The 15755-nt window shown below is 71.7% G+C and carries 15 protein-coding genes; 6 read left to right on the top strand and 9 right to left on the bottom strand.

Features of this window, described 5'->3' with window-relative positions; all coding sequences use genetic code 11:
- Positions 1 to 15 precede the first annotated feature (15 nt).
- The 3 genes from moaA to STRBO_RS0114175 all read right to left on the bottom strand — a co-directional run bounded on the left by moaA (position 16) and on the right by STRBO_RS0114175 (position 3168).
- Positions 16 to 1005 (bottom strand): GTP 3',8-cyclase MoaA, encoded by a 990-nt coding sequence (gene moaA, locus STRBO_RS0114185; RefSeq protein WP_005477650.1) that lies wholly within the window; start codon positions 1003 to 1005, stop codon positions 16 to 18.
- 184 nt (positions 1006 to 1189) lie between these two features.
- Positions 1190 to 2815, bottom strand: coding sequence for a solute symporter family protein (locus tag STRBO_RS0114180; protein WP_005477652.1), 1626 nt, complete (start codon positions 2813 to 2815; stop codon positions 1190 to 1192).
- The gene (locus STRBO_RS0114175; protein WP_028796642.1) at positions 2812 to 3168 is read right to left on the bottom strand and encodes a DUF485 domain-containing protein; all 357 of its coding nucleotides are present in this window, start codon (positions 3166 to 3168) and stop codon (positions 2812 to 2814) included. The genes STRBO_RS0114180 and STRBO_RS0114175 overlap by 4 nt, the downstream gene beginning before the upstream one ends.
- Before the next feature lie 388 nt (positions 3169 to 3556).
- Here STRBO_RS0114175 and STRBO_RS0114170 point away from each other — a divergent pair, with 388 nt between their 5' ends.
- From STRBO_RS0114170 to STRBO_RS0114160, 3 genes are all read left to right on the top strand, one after another.
- Positions 3557 to 5089, top strand: a complete 1533-nt coding sequence (locus tag STRBO_RS0114170) for a S8 family serine peptidase (protein WP_005477657.1) — start codon at positions 3557 to 3559, stop codon at positions 5087 to 5089.
- Positions 5090 to 5202: 113 nt separating this feature from the next.
- Positions 5203 to 6606 (top strand): CoA transferase, encoded by a 1404-nt coding sequence (locus tag STRBO_RS0114165; RefSeq protein ID WP_037627847.1) that lies wholly within the window; start codon positions 5203 to 5205, stop codon positions 6604 to 6606.
- A gap of 100 nt (positions 6607 to 6706) precedes the next feature.
- On the top strand, positions 6707 to 7756 hold the full coding sequence (locus STRBO_RS0114160) for a CopD family protein (RefSeq protein WP_051085292.1): 1050 nt from the start codon (positions 6707 to 6709) through the stop codon (positions 7754 to 7756).
- 57 nt (positions 7757 to 7813) lie between these two features.
- Here the strand turns inward: STRBO_RS0114160 and STRBO_RS0114155 are convergent, their stop codons facing one another.
- On the bottom strand, positions 7814 to 8500 hold the full coding sequence (locus STRBO_RS0114155; protein ID WP_005477660.1) for a lysoplasmalogenase: 687 nt from the start codon (positions 8498 to 8500) through the stop codon (positions 7814 to 7816).
- Positions 8497 to 9408, bottom strand: a complete 912-nt coding sequence (locus tag STRBO_RS0114150; protein WP_005477661.1) for a sterol desaturase family protein — start codon at positions 9406 to 9408, stop codon at positions 8497 to 8499. The genes STRBO_RS0114155 and STRBO_RS0114150 overlap by 4 nt, the downstream gene beginning before the upstream one ends.
- Before the next feature lie 276 nt (positions 9409 to 9684).
- Here STRBO_RS0114150 and STRBO_RS0114145 point away from each other — a divergent pair, with 276 nt between their 5' ends.
- The 3 genes from STRBO_RS0114145 (at position 9685) to STRBO_RS0114135 (ending at position 11899) form a co-directional block, all read left to right on the top strand.
- The gene (locus STRBO_RS0114145; RefSeq protein WP_020114345.1) at positions 9685 to 10680 is read left to right on the top strand and encodes a DEDDh family exonuclease; all 996 of its coding nucleotides are present in this window, start codon (positions 9685 to 9687) and stop codon (positions 10678 to 10680) included.
- A 104-nt stretch (positions 10681 to 10784) separates the two neighbouring features.
- On the top strand, positions 10785 to 11018 hold the full coding sequence (locus STRBO_RS0114140) for a hypothetical protein (protein WP_078531414.1): 234 nt from the start codon (positions 10785 to 10787) through the stop codon (positions 11016 to 11018).
- An 80-nt stretch (positions 11019 to 11098) separates the two neighbouring features.
- Positions 11099 to 11899 carry an SURF1 family cytochrome oxidase biogenesis protein gene (locus tag STRBO_RS0114135; RefSeq protein ID WP_005477665.1) on the top strand — a complete coding sequence of 267 codons (801 nt, stop codon included), beginning with the start codon at positions 11099 to 11101 and terminating at the stop codon, positions 11897 to 11899.
- A gap of 24 nt (positions 11900 to 11923) precedes the next feature.
- Here the strand turns inward: STRBO_RS0114135 and STRBO_RS0114130 are convergent, their stop codons facing one another.
- The 4 genes from STRBO_RS0114130 to STRBO_RS0114115 all read right to left on the bottom strand — a co-directional run bounded on the left by STRBO_RS0114130 (position 11924) and on the right by STRBO_RS0114115 (position 15741).
- Positions 11924 to 12886 carry a hypothetical protein gene (locus STRBO_RS0114130; protein WP_005477666.1) on the bottom strand — a complete coding sequence of 321 codons (963 nt, stop codon included), beginning with the start codon at positions 12884 to 12886 and terminating at the stop codon, positions 11924 to 11926.
- A gap of 203 nt (positions 12887 to 13089) precedes the next feature.
- A complete protein-coding gene (locus STRBO_RS0114125; RefSeq protein WP_005477667.1) occupies positions 13090 to 13278 on the bottom strand; it encodes a YbdD/YjiX family protein in 189 nt (62 codons plus the stop codon).
- Positions 13275 to 15425: a carbon starvation CstA family protein gene (locus tag STRBO_RS0114120; protein ID WP_005477668.1), complete on the bottom strand. Its 2151-nt coding sequence runs from the start codon at positions 15423 to 15425 to the stop codon at positions 13275 to 13277. Before STRBO_RS0114120 ends, STRBO_RS0114125 begins: the two co-directional genes overlap by 4 nt.
- A 58-nt stretch (positions 15426 to 15483) precedes the next feature.
- Positions 15484 to 15741: a DUF3311 domain-containing protein gene (locus STRBO_RS0114115; RefSeq protein WP_005477669.1), complete on the bottom strand. Its 258-nt coding sequence runs from the start codon at positions 15739 to 15741 to the stop codon at positions 15484 to 15486.
- Between the last annotated feature and the right edge of the window lie 14 nt (positions 15742 to 15755).

The following is a 15755-nucleotide window of genomic DNA, read 5'->3' as shown; positions in this document are numbered from 1 at the left end:
CGCGCGGCCTCCCCGTCAGCCGCCGATCGCCGACATCGGCCGGTCCGGCTGCACGAACGACGGGTCGTCCAGGCCCGCGCCCGCCTTCTTGCCCCACATCGCCAGGCGCCAGATCCGGGCGATCTCCTCGTCGGGCGCGCCGGAGCGCAGCGCGGCGCGGAGGTCGGTCTCCTCACGGGCGAACAGGCAGGTGCGGACCTGGCCGTCGGCGGTGAGGCGGGTGCGGTCGCAGGCCGAGCAGAACGGGCGGGTGACGGAGGCGATGACGCCGACGCGGTGGGGGCCGCCGTCGACCAGCCAGCGTTCCGCCGGGGCCGAGCCGCGGATCTCGGAGCCCTCCGGGGTGAGGTCGAAGCGGGTACGCAGGGAGGTGAGGATGTCGCCGGCCGTCACCATGCCGTCGCGCTTCCAGCCGTGCTGGGCGTCCAGGGGCATCTGCTCGATGAAGCGCAGCTCGTAGTCGTGTTCCACGGCCCAGGCCAGGAGGTCGGGGGCCTCGTCGTCGTTCAGGCCCGGCATCAGGACCGAGTTGACCTTGACGGGGGTCAGGCCGGCGTCGCGGGCGGCCTGCAGGCCCTCCAGGACGTCCTTGTGGCGGTCCCGGCGGGTGAGGGTCTTGAAGACGTCCGGGCGCAGGGTGTCCAGGGAGACGTTCACCCGGTCCAGGCCGGCCGCCTTCAGGGCCGTGGCCGTGCGCCTGAGGCCGATGCCGTTGGTGGTGAGGGACATCTGGGGGCGGGGGGCGAGGGCCGCCACACGCTCCACGATGCCGACCAGGCCGGGGCGCAGCAGCGGCTCGCCGCCGGTGAAGCGGACCTCCGTGACGCCCAGGGTGCGGACGGCTATGTCGATGAGGCGGACGATCTCGTCGTCGTCGAGCAGGTCGGGCTTGGCCAGCCACTGCAGGCCTTCCTCGGGCATGCAGTACGTGCAGCGCAGATTGCACCGGTCGGTCAGCGAGACCCTCAGGTCGGTGGCCACTCGGCCGTAGGTGTCGATGAGCACGTGGGCCCCCTCCCTCGTAGCGATCACAGTTGTGCCGACACTTGCGAGCCTACGTGACGCCACCGACAACACCACCGGCCCGATCGCACGAGATGCGGCGCGGAATCGCCGTAGGTAGCTACGACCGGACACGGCGCGGGGCCGCCGTAGGGATCTACGACGGCCCCGGGGGCGGTGGGCCGGATCAGTGTGCGCCGGTGCCCGTGAGGGACCGGACCTCCAGCTCGGCGTACTTGGCGGTGTCGGGCTCCTCCTTGGACAGGACGGTGCCCAGCCAGCCCATGAGGAAGCCGAACGGGATGGAGATGATGCCCGGGTTCTTCAGCGGGAACCAGTGGAAGTCGACGTCCGGGAACATCGCCTTCGGGTCGCCGGAGACGACGGGCGAGAACAGCACCAGGCCGACGGCGACGATCAGACCGCCGTAGATCGACCACAGCGCGCCCTGGGTGGTGAACTTCTTCCAGAAGAGGCTGTAGAGGATCGTCGGCAGGTTGGCGGAGGCCGCGACCGCGAAGGCGAGGGCGACCAGGCCGGCCACGTTCAGGTCGCGGGCGAGGGCGCCGAGGCCGATGGAGACGACGCCGATGAAGACGGTCGCCCAGCGGGCCGCGCGGACCTCCTCGGCGCCGGATGCCTTCCCCTTGCGGATGACGTTGGCGTAGATGTCGTGCGCGAAGGAGGACGACGAGGCGAGGGTGAGGCCCGCGACCACGGCGAGGATCGTCGCGAAGGCCACCGCCGAGATGGTGGCGAGCAGGATCGCGCCCCAGGCCGAGTCGACGCCGCCCAGGTGCAGGGCGAGCAGCGGGGCCGCCGTGTTGCCCGACGGGTTGGAGGCGATGATCTCGTCCTGGGAGATCATCGCGGCGGCGCCGAAGCCGAGGGCGATGGTCATCAGGTAGAAGCCGCCGATGATGCCGATCGCCCAGTTCACGGACTTCCGGGCGGCCTTGGCGTTGGGCACCGTGTAGAAGCGGATCAGGATGTGCGGCAGACCGGCGGTGCCGAGGACCAGGGCGATGCCGAGGGAGATGAAGTCCAGCTTGGAGGTGCCGGTGGCGCCGTACTGGAGGCCGGGCTCCAGGAAGGCGGCGCCCTTGCCGCTGTTCTCGGCGGCGGTGCCCAGCAGATCGGAGATGTTGAAGTTGAACTTCAGCAGCACCAGGAACGTAATGAGGATCGTGCCGCCGATGAGGAGCACGGCCTTCACCATCTGGACCCAGGTGGTGCCCTTCATGCCGCCGATGGAGACGTAGACGATCATCAGGATGCCGACGAGGGCGACGATGAGGATCTTGCCGGCGTCGGACGTGATGCCGAGGAGCAGCGAGACGAGGACGCCCGCGCCCGCCATCTGGGCCAGCAGGTAGAAGATCGACACGACGATCGTGGAGGTACCGGCGGCGGTGCGGACGGGGCGCTGGCGCATGCGGTAGGCGAGGACGTCGCCCATCGTGTAGCGGCCGGAGTTCCGCAGGGGCTCGGCGACCAGGAGGAGGGCGACCAGCCAGGCGACCAGGAAGCCGATGGAGTAGAGGAAGCCGTCGTAGCCGAAGAGGGCGATCGCGCCCGCGATGCCGAGGAACGACGCGGCGGACATGTAGTCGCCGGAGACCGCGAGGCCGTTCTGGAAGGCGCTGAACTGCCGTCCGCCCGCGTAGAAGTCGGCGGCGTCCTTGGTCTGGCGGCCGGCCCAGATGGTGATGGCGAGCGTCGCCAGGACGAACAGCCCGAACAGGGTGATGATGAGCGGCCGGTGCTGGCTGGCCTCGTTGGCCGCGAGGAAAGTCTGCTGTGCGGGGCTCATGCGCCGCCCTCCATCCGGGACTTGATCGCCTCGGCCTTGGGGTCGAGCTTCGCGGCGGCGTGCCGCGAGTACCACCAGGCGATGAGGAACGTGGTGACGAACTGGGCGATGCCGAGGACGAAGGCGATGTTGATGTTGCCGAAGAGCTTGGTGCCCATGAAGTCGCCCGCGTAGTTGGAGAGCAGGACGTACAGCAGGTACCAGGCGATGAACGCCACGGTCAGCGGGAAGGCGAACGAGCGGTAGGAGCGGCGCAGTTCGGCGAACTCGGCGCTCTCATGGACCGCGGCGAACTCCTCGGGTGAGGGGAGGTGATGCTCGGTCTTCGAGGGGGGCGGTGCGTCGGTTGCCACGGAGTCTCCTCGCGTCTGCGCCGCCGTCGCGACGGCGGACGGTGGCTTCTTCGCCGTCGGGTCGGGGGTCGGATGGGGTACGGACATGGGGGTGGGCTCTGTTCCTTCGGTGGCGGGTGCACGATCGTGCTCGGGCTCCCTGCACAACGTCACGGCGGCACGGTGGGACCGGTTCAACCGTGTGTGTTTCTTTCGAAAACCGATTCGGAAGCGGCCGGGACGTGCGGTGACTTCGAGGGTTACCCCTCTACTTCGGCCTCCCGCCCGTGAAGTCGTTGCTGGCCGACGACGACCAGGGATAGCTTCGGGCTGCACCACCAACGTCATGTACCTGCCCAGGCACACGCGTGCCCGGGGCCGGTTTCTTTGAAGCTGATGTGGAGATCCCATGGCTCATCTGCGCTCCAGACGACGGCTCGCTCTCGCGGTGCCGGTCGTCCTGTCGCTGACCGCCTCGCTCGGTTTCCTGCCGGGTGTCGCCACGGCGGCCCCGGTCGCGAAGTCCACCGCCGCGACCGCGGAGGGCCCGAACCTCTCGTACGTCGTGAACACGAAGACGAACAAGCGCACGATAGCCGCCGTCCAGGAGGCGATAGCCGAGGCCGGCGGCAAGATCGTGATCACGTACGACGAGATCGGCGTGATCGTGGTCCACTCGACCGACCCGGCCTTCGGTGCGAAGATCCGCGCCGTGCGCGGTGTGCAGTCGGCCGGTGCCACCCGTACCTCGCCGCTGACGCCGGCCGGTACGACGGACGTGGGTGCCGTCGACTACCTGACGGCCGAAGAGGCCGCGAAGGTGAAGGCCGCCTCGGCGGACATGCCCGGCGCCGAGCCCCTCGAGGCCGACCAGTGGGACCTGCGGGCGATCGGCGCCGACAAGGCCGCGACGATCAACCCCGGGAGCAGGAACGTCACCGTCGCCGTGATCGACACCGGCGTCGACGACACCCACCCGGACCTCGCGCCGAACTTCTCCAAGTCCCAGTCGGCGAACTGCAACGGCGGTGTCGCGGACACCAGTGAGGGCGCCTGGCGTCCCTACACCGCGGACGACTACCACGGCACGCACGTCGCCGGTGAGATCGCCGCGGCCCGCAACGGCGTCGGCGTCGCCGGTGTCGCGCCGGGCGTGAAGGTCTCCGGCATCAACGTGACCGACCGCGTCAGCGGCCTCTTCTACGCGGAGAGCGTCGTCTGCGCGTTCGTGTTCGCCGCCGACCACGGCGTGGAGATCACGAACAACAGCTACTACGTCGACCCGTGGCTCTACAACTGCATGGACGACCCGGACCAGCGGGCCATCGTCGACGCGGTCAACCGGGCCCAGGAGTACGCCACCAAGGAAGGCACGCTGAACCTGGCGTCGGCGGGCAACTCCAACCACGACCTCGCCTCCGACGCGATCGCGGACGCCTCCAGCCCCAACGACACCACTCCGGTCCCGCGCACCATCGACCCGAGCGAGTGCTTCGACGTCCCGACCCAGCTGCCGGGTGTCGTCACGGTCAGCGCGACGGGCGTAAAGAACGAGAAGTCGTACTACTCCACGTACGGCAACGGTGTCGTCGACATCGCCGCCCCGGGCGGCGACGCCCGCTACCAGATCCCGGACACGCCGTCGAAGAACGGCCGCATCCTGTCCACGATGCCGAACGGCGCGTACGGCTTCCTCCAGGGCACCTCGATGGCGTCCCCGCACGCCGCCGGTGTCGCCGCGCTGCTGAAGTCCACGCACCCGGGAGCGAACCCCGGCCGGCTGCAGCGGCTGCTGAAGGCCGAGGCGGACAAGCACGCCTGCCCGACGTCGTACGACCAGAACGGTGACGGCACGCAGGACGCGGTGTGCCAGGGCACCCTGGACCTGAACGGCTTCTACGGCGCCGGCATCGTCAACGCCCTGAAGGCCGTCGAGAAGTAACCCTCCGCGAGGAGCGGGCACGGTCATGACGTGTACGGCCGGGCGGTGACCTCACCGCCCGGCCGTTTCCGTTGTCGCCCTGCGCCCCCGGTCTTCGATGCATAGTGCGGGTCATGACAGACATGAATCACGCGTGGGCGGCCCTGGGCGGCGATCCCGCGCTGCTGCCGAGAGTCTCGACCGTCGTACGGGACGGGGTGCTGCAAGCCCGGCTGCCGGTGCGGGAACTGGCGCGGACGTGCGTCGGGGTGTGCGCGTTGGCGGCGGCCGAACTCGGGGCGCGACGGGCCGGGCTCGCGGAGGTGCCGCGGGCGCGGGTGGACGACGGGGCGGTCGGCACCGCCTTCGTGAGTGAGCGTCATCTGCTGGTCGACGGACGGGCGCCGGTCAGCTTCGCGCCGCTGTCGCGGTTCTGGCGGACGGCGGACGGGTGGGTGCGTACGCACGCCAACTACCCGCACCACCGACGGCGGTTGCTGTCCGCGCTGGGAGTGCCTGAGGCCTCCCCCGACCCCGTCGCCGACGTCGCGGCCGTCCTCGCCGAGCGGGCGTCCCTGGAGGTCGAGGAGATGGTGTACGCGGCGGGGGGCCTGGCGGTCGCCCTGCGGACGGCCGGGCAGTGGGCGGCGCACGGGCAGGCGGGGGCGGTGGCGGCCCGGCCGCTGGTGGAGCACGAGCGGCTGGACACGGCGTACGCGCGCGTGCTCGCGCCGATCGGGGGCGGGCCGGCCGGGGGCGGTCCTCTGCTGCCCGCGGCCGGAGTGCGTGTCCTGGACCTGACCCGGGTCATCGCGGGCCCGGTGGCCACCCGCACGCTCGCCCTGCTGGGCGCGGACGTGCTGCGCGTGGACCCGCCGGGGATGCCGGAGATCCCCGACCAGCACACCGACACCGGATCCGGGAAGCGGTCGACGACCCTCGACCTGGGCCGGACCGCCGACCGGCGGGCCTTCGAGGACCTGCTGGCCACCGCGGACGTCGTCGTCACCGGCTACCGGCCGGGCTCCCTCGACCGCTTCGGGCTGTCACCGGACGCGCTGGTCTCACGGCGGTCCGGCGCGGTCGTGGCGCAGCTCTCGGCGTGGGGCGCGGACGGGCCGTGGGCCGGGCGACGGGGGTTCGACAGTCTGGTGCAGGTGGCGACGGGCATCGCGGCGATCGAGGGTACGCGGGAACGGCCGGGCGCGCTGCCGGCGCAGGCGCTCGACCACGGGACCGGGTACCTGATGGCGGCGGCCGTGCTGAGGGCGCTCACCGAGCAGGCGGAGCAGGGATACAGCCGGGTCGTCCGGCTGTCGCTGGCCCGTACGGCGGCCTGGCTGACGGGCGGGATCGAGCATGCCCCTGGCGAGGACGAGGGCGCGGCGTACGAGGGACCGCGGGCGTGGGTCGCCGAGCGGGACAGCCGGCTCGGACGGCTGCGGTACGCCCTCTCGCCGGTGTCGTTCGAGGGCGGGCCCGGCGACTGGGCTCGGCCGCCGGGGCCCTGGGGTGCGGACGGGCCGCGCTGGGACTGAGTCACCGGGGCCGCTCACCCGTACGTATGGGGGCAATGTCGAACTGCCAGTTGTTTTCCGGCACTTGCATGGTTCTGGTGCGACTGGTGAACTTTTCGGGGTGAGCCTGACGAGTGGGACCACTGAGGCGACGGAGGCGGGGGCGGACGAGCCCGAGCACAGTGCCGGGCGAGTGTCCTGCCGGCCCGGAGGCCGGGCCGGCAGGACGGTCGTCGTGCTCGTCCTGGTGGGCGCGGGTGCGCTGATCCCCCTGCTCGGACCGCGTGCGGCGCTGGCCGGTACGGGTGAGGCCGGGGCGCCCGGGGCCGGGGGCGTCGCGCTGCTGCGGGCGGTGCTGCTGGCGGCGCTGTGCGTGCCGGTGGGCGAGCTGTTCGTGGGGTGGCTGGCGCGGCGGGTGCCGGGCGCCTCGCAGGAGGCGCCGCCCAGTTGGGCGCCCTGGGCGGCGGTGGCGGGATTCGTGGCCGCGTCGGGGCTTGCCTCGGTGGTGGCCACGGGCAATCTGGTGCCGTACTCCCCCGCCGACCTGGACGTGGGCGGGCTGTACGCGACCCGGGACGGCAGACTCGCGCTGCTGGAGGTGAACGCCTTCGCGGCGGCCGGGCTGCTCGCGCTGTCCCGCAGGCCGGCCGCCCAGACGCTGCCCCTGGCCGCGCTCGTCGTCGCGGAGGCCCTGCGGGCGCACCCCGCCACCGAGGACAGCCCGCTCGTCGGCACCGGCCTGACCCTGGTGCATCTGACGTGCGCGGCGCTGTGGGCGGGCGGACTGCTGCACGTCCTGCGGACGCTGCGCACGCGCGCGTGGCGCTCGACGCGGGCGGGCACCACGTTGCTGGGCCGCTACGCGCGCGTGGCCGCGCTCCTGCTGGCCGCCGTCACCGCCACCGGCGTGTGGAGCACACTGCGCCGCCTGCCACCGGGCACGGCCCTGGACCAGCTGACGGAAACGGCGTACGGACGCGCCCTGTTGGCCAAGGTGCTCCTGGTCACCGCGGTCGCCGCCCTCGCCCTGCGAGCCCGGCAACGCCTGCGCCACCCGGCCGGCGGCCGGCCCGACGCCGGCGCCTTCGCCCGCGCCGAGGTGGCCGTACTGGCCGCGGTCGTCGCGGTGTCGGCGCTGCTGACCGCACTGCCGGTGCCGATCCGCTGGTGAGCGGCGGCTGGCGTCCGCGGTGCGAAGGGTGGTCGGGGATCTCGCCGTTCGGTTCGGTCAGAGCGGGTTCGCCGTGTCGTACTCCGGGGTGGCCGGGTGCCGGTCGCCGGGGCTGCCGAGGGCGCCACGGACCAGCAGGTACTGGGCCGCCAGATAGGTGAGCATGATCCACAGGTCGGGGCGGGGCGGCTGCGGCCAGTCGGCCACGCCGGTCGCGATGAGCATGTCCGACACCACGAAGAGCGCGCCGCCGAGCCCCGCGAGGAGCCCGAGCCGTGTGGCGGCCCACGCCATCGTGGTCAGCAGGGCGCTGTAACCGGCGACGGGGAGCCGCAGGTCCGCCGGCAGACCGGGCCACAGACTCGCGACGGCGGCGACCAGGGCGAGGCCGTACCCGACGGCGTACGCGAGTCGGCTGGGCCGGCCGGACCTCCTGGGCCGGTCTGACCTCCCGAACAGGACGAGATAGCAGACGTGGCCCGCGGCGAAGGAGGCCATCCCCGCGAGGAAGGCCGGTTCGGCGTCGGAGAGGAGCAGGACATCGCCGCCCCAGCCGAACAGCAGGGCCGCGAGCAGCGGTCGGGGCGCACCGCGCGTGTACGCGTACGCCGCGAGCAACGGCATCAGCAGGGGCTTGGCGACGGTGTGCCCGGGGGTGAGGCCGAGGGCGAGGGCACCGAGGTCGACCACGGCGGCGGTCCCGAAGGCGACGAGGAGGGCGGTCGCCCCGTCCGGTCGTCTCACGCGACGGTCTCCTCGACGGCGGCCGCGCCCCGGCCGGCCGCCGCGTCCTGCTCGGCCGCCGCGGCGCGCTCGGGCGGCTGTGCGGGCTGCCAACCGGGCCCGCGGAAGACCCGGCCCGCCCGCTCGCCCCAACCGCTCGCCCGCTTCAGGTCCCTGGCGATGGAGACGTACTCGTGGGTGGCGACCCGCAGCGGGTTGAACGTGCCGATGTTCTTCGTCAGCCCATACACCGGCCGCTCGGTCTCCTCCACGAAGGACCCGAAGAGCCGGTCCCAGACGATGAGGATGCCGCCGAAGTTACGGTCCAGGTAACCGCCCTGGGAGGCGTGGTGGACCCGGTGGTGCGAGGGCGTGTTGAACACGAACTCGAACGCGCGGGGCAGCTTCCCGATCCGCTCGGTGTGGATCCAGAACTGGTAGACGAGGTTGGCGGAGGAGCAGAAGGCGAGCGCGGCCGGGTGCACGCCGAGGGCGACGAGCGGGACGTAGAAGGGCCAGACGGTCAGCGTCGTCCAGGGCTGCCGCAGGGCGGTGGTCAGGTTGAACCTGCGGCTGGAGTGGTGGACCACGTGACAGGCCCAGAGGATCCGGATCACATGGTGGCCGCGGTGCGACCAGTAATAGAAGAAGTCCTGCGCGAGCAGCATCAGCGGGATCGTCCACCACAGGACGGGGACGCGCAGCGGGGTCAACTCGTGGACGGCCGTGTAGATCGCGACGATCGGGATCTTCCAGAGGAAGTCGAAGGCGAGGCTCCCGAGTCCCATGCCGACACTGGTCGCGGCGTCCTTCGTCTCGTACCCGGCGGCATCGTCGTCCGGATGGATCCGGACACTGATCACCTCGATCACGGTGAGCAGCACGAAGGCGGGTATCGACCACAGCACGACATCGGGCAGGTTCGGCATGTGGGCACCGTAGATCCGCTGGTCGGCGGCGGCTAGACGGTGTTACTGACAAGTATTTCCGGTGGTACGCGCTTGCTTCTTGGCGCCCTCCGCCAATACGGGGTACGGGGCGCACGGTCGGCGGGGCTCCCCCGCCCACGACGCGAGCGCCGTCGGGCGCCGGCGCCTCGGGCGACTGCCGCGCGCCCGTGCGGAGTTGTCCGGCACCGAGCCCGACCCGCCTCGCCCGCGGACGCGGTAACAGGCTGTCAGTCGCGGCCCGTATCCTCAGGGACCATGCTCGAAGACCACACGACCGCAGCGTCGCAGGCGCCTTGGCCGGCCGCGTACCCACAGGGGTACGCGGTCGTCGACGTGGAGACGACCGGACTGTCCCGGGACGACCGGATAATCTCCGCGGCCGTGTACAGACTGGACGCGTGGGGCGAGGTCGAGGACCACTGGTACACGCTGGTGAATCCGGAGCGGGACCCGGGACCGGTGTGGATCCACGGGCTGACCAGTGACGTGCTCGAAGGGGCGCCGCTCTTCCGGGAGATCGCGCAGGAGTTCTCGTCGCGGCTCGCCGACCGGGTACTCGTCGCGCACAACGCGGTGTTCGACTGGTCGATGATCGCCCGCGAGTACGCGCGCGCGGAGACCGAGGCACCCGTGCGGCAGCGGCTGTGCACGATCGCGCTGTCGAAGGAGCTGGGCCTGCCGTTGCCCAACCACAAACTGGAGTCGCTGGCGGCGCACTTCGGGGTGGTCCAGCAGCGGGCGCACCACGCCCTGGACGACGCGCGGGTGCTGGCGGAGGCGTTCCGGCCGAGCCTGCGGGTCGCCGCCGCGGGCAACGTACGGCTCCCGCTGCACGAGTGCCGGCCGCTGACCGAGTGGCGGGGGAGCCCCGCCGCGCCCCGGATCGGACAGCAGGCGGGCCCCGGCGGCCACGGCAGCTACCGGCCCACCAGTTGGCGGCCCGCACGGAAGCGGCCCGCCTGCCCCCACCCCAACCCCGGGCGTTACGAAGACGGCAAACCGCTCAAGCAGGGCATGCGGGTCGCCTTCTCCGGGGACACGTCGATCGAACGCGATCTGCTGGAGGACCGCGCGATCGAGGCCGGGCTGCACGTGGCGACCAGCCTGTCCCGGGTGACCAGCCTGCTCGTCACCAACGATCCGGACTCGAACACGTCGAAGGTCGTCAAGGCCCGGCAGTACGGGACACCGGTCGTGGACGAGGCGGCGTTCGGACAGCTGCTGCGTGATGTCGAGCCCGCCGACGGGTGAGCGGCGCGGCGGCCCGCGGCGGCGGCCGTACGGATGGGTGATTGACGCGCGACTCGCCCGCCGCCCGCTCGCCCGCGCGGTGGTGACGGCTCACCCTGTGGCGCATGGCGAGATGCGAAGTTTGCGGCAATGACTACGGCATGACCTTCGAGATCCACGCACAGGGCGCGGTGCACGTCTTCGACTGCTTCTCCTGCGCGATCCACCGCATGGCCCCCATCTGCGAGCACTGCCGGGTGCAGATCATCGGCCAGGGCGTCGAGGTCGAGGGCCACTGGTACTGCGGCGCCCACTGCGCGCGGGCCGAGGGGAAGGCGGGCATCGTCGACAAAGTCTGACCGCGCCCCCTCGGGGCCCCGCGGGGTCCGAGCGCCCACCCGCCCGAACACACCCCACGACCGAGTTGTACGGTCGTGGGGTGTACCGCTTCCTGTTGTCCCGGCAGTGGGTGATCCTCACGCTGCTCTCGCTCGTCCTGATCCCGACCATGGTCAGGCTGGGTATTTGGCAGATGCATCGCTACGAGGAGCGCAGCGCCCGGAATCAGCTCGTCGCCGACGCGCTGGCCGCGAAGCCGGTGCCCGTGGAGCGGCTGACCTCCCCCGGGCACACCGTCACCAGCGCCGAGCGCTACCGCACGGTGACCGCGAAGGGCCGCTTCGACACCGACGACGAGGTCGTCGTCCGCCGCCGCGTCAACGCCGACGACGAGGTCGGCTTCCACGTCCTGACCCCGTTCGTGCTCGACGACGGCAAGGTGCTGCTCGTCAACCGGGGCTGGATCCCGGCCGACGGACCGAGCCAGACCGCGTTCCCGAAGATCCCCGCCCCGGCCTCCGGTGAGATCACCGTCACGGGACGGCTGATGCCGGACGAGACGACCGAGGCGAGCGGCATCAAGGATCTCCAGGGTCTGCCGGACCGGCAGATCATGCTGATCGACAGCGAGCGGGAGGCGGACCGCCTCGGCGTCCGGGTGCTCGGCGGCTACCTCGCGCAGACGGCGCCCGAGCCGAAGGGCGACGCCCCGGAGCAGCTCGGCAGTCCCGGTGACGAGAACGCCGCGCTGAACTACGCCTACGCCCTGCAGTGGTGGCTCTTCGCCCTCGGTGTCCCGATCGGCTTCGTCATCCTCGTCCGCCGGGAGCTTCGCGACCGTGCGGAGGCCGCGACCGCCGCGGCGCAGGAGGAAAGGGAGACGGCGTCCGCTCCGGCGTAGACGCGCGTGGTCCCGGGGTGGGTCTCAGCTCCGGCCCCGGCCACCGCTCGCTCTCTCCCGCCAGTACGCGAACGTGCGTTCCGGCTCGGGCAACAGGTCCCACGGGTGGGGTGTCATGTGGCGGCCGAGGCGCTGGAAGACGGGGGCGGCCTCCACGGGACGGTGGGCGCGGGTCAGGGCGAACGCGAGGATGTTGAGGTCGGTGACCGCCTCGGCATGGGGTGCGGTGCCGACGTCGAACCAGCTCTTGAGGGCCAGGTTCAGTTCGTGGGCGGACCGGGGCTCGTGCCAGTTCCCGCCGCCCGAGCCGAGGGCGTCGAACGGAGTCCCGTCCTGGCGGTGCGCCATGAGTTCGACGCGGGCCGCCACCGGGAGCAGGGCGAGCGGTGAGCCGTGGGGTGCGCGGGCGGCGGCCTGCCAGGCGAAGTCCATCATGTCGGGGACCGTGCCGTGTCCGCGCGGCGACAGGTAGCGCAGGAGCCGGTGGTAGGCCGTCCGGAGCCAGGGGGCCCGGTCGACGGCCTCCGTCCAGGCGGGGACGGCCTCCCCGACCGGTACGGCGCAGGTGTCCATCAGCGACAGCAGCGCCAGCCAGGGCGTGGGGTCCTCGGGGCCGGCCTCGGCCGCGCGCAGGCAGGCGTGTTCGGCGTGGCGGACGGCGGCGCGGTCGGTGGCGAGAGTGCGGTGCGCCGCGGCCCAGGCGTGCAGGGTGAGGGCGTCCCCGTCACCCGGGCGGTCGGCGGTCCAGCGCTGCGGGATCGCCGCGGGCAGGTGGCGGGCCAGTACGGCGATGCGGTGGGTGCGGCGGTCCCAGTCGCGGCCCGTGGCGCGGAGGAGGTCGGCCACGGGTTCCCATACGGGGCGGGTGCGGCCCGCGCCGAGGCCGTGCAGTTGCTGGGCGGGGCGGAGTTCGGTGAGGGTCCTGCGCAAGGGGTCGTCGTCGAGTTCGGGGCGGATCAGGAGGGAGGGTCGGCGGCGTCTCAGCATCTCTGGATCCGGGGGTCGCGGTGGGGTGGGTTCGGGTGCGTTGCCGGGTGCGGGCCCGGTGGTGCTTCTCGCGCGGTTCCCCGCGCCCCTGAAAAGCAGGGCCTGGTCCTGGTCTTGCAGGGGGCGGGGAACCGCGCGAGAGGCCCCCACGCACCCGCCCCCGACAACGCACCCTGGGCCGGCTCGGCAGGTGGCCGTGGTTCTCAGCAGCAGCGGCCCTCCGGGTTCTCCTCCCGGTGCCGGGTGCGCAGGGCGTCGTACTCCCGCCGGGTCGGGAGCGGGGCCTTCGGGTGGTGACGGCGGTGGCGGTCGCAGTAGCGGTCGTACTCCGCTTCTCCGGTCAGTTCCCGCAGGTACCAGCGGACGGTTCGTACCCAGTGGCGGGCGGTCACCGGCGGGCCCCCACCAGTTGCTTCTCGGGGTTCTCCGCGCCGATGCGCGACTCGACGTACGGAGCCTCGGTCGACGGCAGCGGGACCGGGGAGCGTACGGCGCGGACGCACACCACGGCGCAGTTGACCAGGACCGTGAGGACCAGGATCAGGAAGATCGCCATGATCACGCCGTCGACCGTGTTGTTGGTGACGATCGTGTGCATGTCGTCCATGTTCGTGGCGCCGGGCAGGAGGTCGCCCTTGTCGATGGCGGCCGCGTACTTGTCCCGCAGGGCGAAGAAGCCGATCGCCGGGTTGTCCGAGAAGATCTTCTGCCAGCCGGCGGTGAAGGTGACGGCCACGTCCCAGGCCAGCGGGATGCCGGTGACCCAGGCCCAGCGCAGTTTGCCGGTCTTGATGAGCACGGTGGTGGTGACGGCGAGGGCGACCGCGGCAAGCAGCTGGTTGGCGATGCCGAACAGCGGGAACAGCTGCTTGATGCCGCCCAGGGGGTCGGTGACACCGGCGTACAGGAAGTAGCCCCAGGCGCCGACGACGATGGCGCTGGTGATCCAGATGCCCGGCTTCCAGGTGACGCGGCCGATCGGCTTCCAGACGTTGCCGAGCATGTCCTGCAGCATGAAGCGGCCCACACGGGTGCCGGCGTCGACCGTGGTGAGGATGAACAGGGCCTCGAACATGATCGCGAAGTGGTACCAGAAGGCCTTCATCCCGGCGCCGCCGAAGACCCCGGCGAAGATCTCCGACATGCCGACGGCCAGGGTGGGCGCGCCGCCGGAGCGGCCGACGAGGGTCTCCTCCTCGACCGCCTTGGCCGCCGCGGTGAGCTGTTCCGGGGTGATGGTGAAGCCGAGGTTCTTGACCGCCTCGGCGGCGGTGTCGACGGTCGGGCCGAGCAGCGCGGCCGGGGAGTTCATGGCGTAGAAGAGGCCGGGTTCGAGGACGCATGCGGCGATGAGGGCCATGACGGCGACGAAGGACTCCGTGAGCATGGAGCCGTAGCCGATCATCCGGACCTGCGACTCCTTCTGGATCAGCTTCGGCGTGGTGCCGGAGGAGACCAGGGCGTGGAAGCCGGACAGGGCGCCGCAGGCGATGGTGATGAAGAGGAACGGGAAGAGGGAACCGGCGAAGACCGGTCCGGCGCCGGTGTGGGCGAACTCGGTGACCGGCTCGGCGCGGAGGTTCGGGGCGGCGATGACGACACCGACGGCCATCAGGGCGATGGTGCCGACCTTCATGAAGGTGGAGAGGTAGTCGCGCGGGGCCAGCAGCATCCACACGGGGAGCACGGAGGCGACGAAGCCGTAGCCGACCAGGCAGAAGACCAGGGTCTCGGGGCTCCAGACGAAGTACTCGGCGAGCGAGGAGTCCTGGATCCAGCCGCCGCCGAGGATGGCGAGCAGCAGCAGGGCGACGCCGATGAAGCTGGTCTCCACGACCCGGCCGGGGCGCAGATAACGCAGGTAGAAGCCCATGAAGAGGGCGATCGGGATGGTCATGGTGACCGAGAAGGTGCCCCAGGCGGACTCGGCGAGGGCGTTGACGACGACCATCGCGAGGACCGCGAGCAGGATGATCATGATGGCGAAGACGCCGATCAGCGCGGCGGCCCCGCCGACCTTGCCGATCTCGTCCCGGGCCATCTGGCCGAGGCTCTTGCCGTCCCGTCGCATGGAGAGGAACAGGACGATCATGTCCTGCACCGCACCTGCGAAGATCACACCCGCGATGATCCAGATCGTCCCCGGCAGATAGCCCATCTGGGCCGCCAGCACCGGTCCGACGAGCGGGCCTGCGCCCGCGATGGCCGCGAAGTGGTGGCCGAACAGCACCCGCTTGTCGGTGGGGTGGTAGTCGACACCGTCCTCCAGGCGTTCGGCCGGCGTGGCGCGGGTGTCGTCGAGCCGCAGGACCCGGCGGGCGATGAACCGCGAGTAGAAGCGGTAGCCGATCGCGTACGAACCGAGGGCCGCCATGAGCAGCCAGACCGCCGAGATCTCCTCGCCCCGGGACAGCGCGAGCACGGCCCAGCCGATGGCGCCGACGAGGGCCACGGATATCCACAGGGCGATCGATCTGGGCGACATACGGGATTTCTCCGGGGTCTCGGGACCGGATTCGGGCATGGCTGAGGTGGACATGGCGGCTCCTGATGTCAACGGGTGTGCGTGCGGCAGGGAGGAGTGGGGCGGGGGCGGCTCAGGGATGTCGCTCGGAGTGCTGTCCGTCCGAGCGCTGTCCTCGCGGACGACGGCGGTCGGTCAGCGCGTACGCGGCGAGCAGGCACAGGCCGCATCCCGGGACCCAGGCGAGCTGGTACCAGTAGAAGAACGGTGTGCCCGCGAGCCGGGGCTCCGCGCCGGCGTACCAGGGCACCCACAGCAGTCCGGCGGCCGGGGCGAGAAGCAGGACGGCGGTCGCGACGTGCCGTAGCCGCTGGTGAGTGTGGGGTTCCATGGGCTGTGCTCCTC

The sequence above is a fragment of the Streptomyces bottropensis ATCC 25435 genome (genome assembly GCF_000383595.1).
In the GTDB taxonomy this organism is placed as follows: Bacteria; Actinomycetota; Actinomycetes; order Streptomycetales; family Streptomycetaceae; genus Streptomyces; species Streptomyces bottropensis.
Note: the sequence above shows the minus strand (reverse complement) of the source record. Positions and strands in the feature narration are given on the sequence as shown.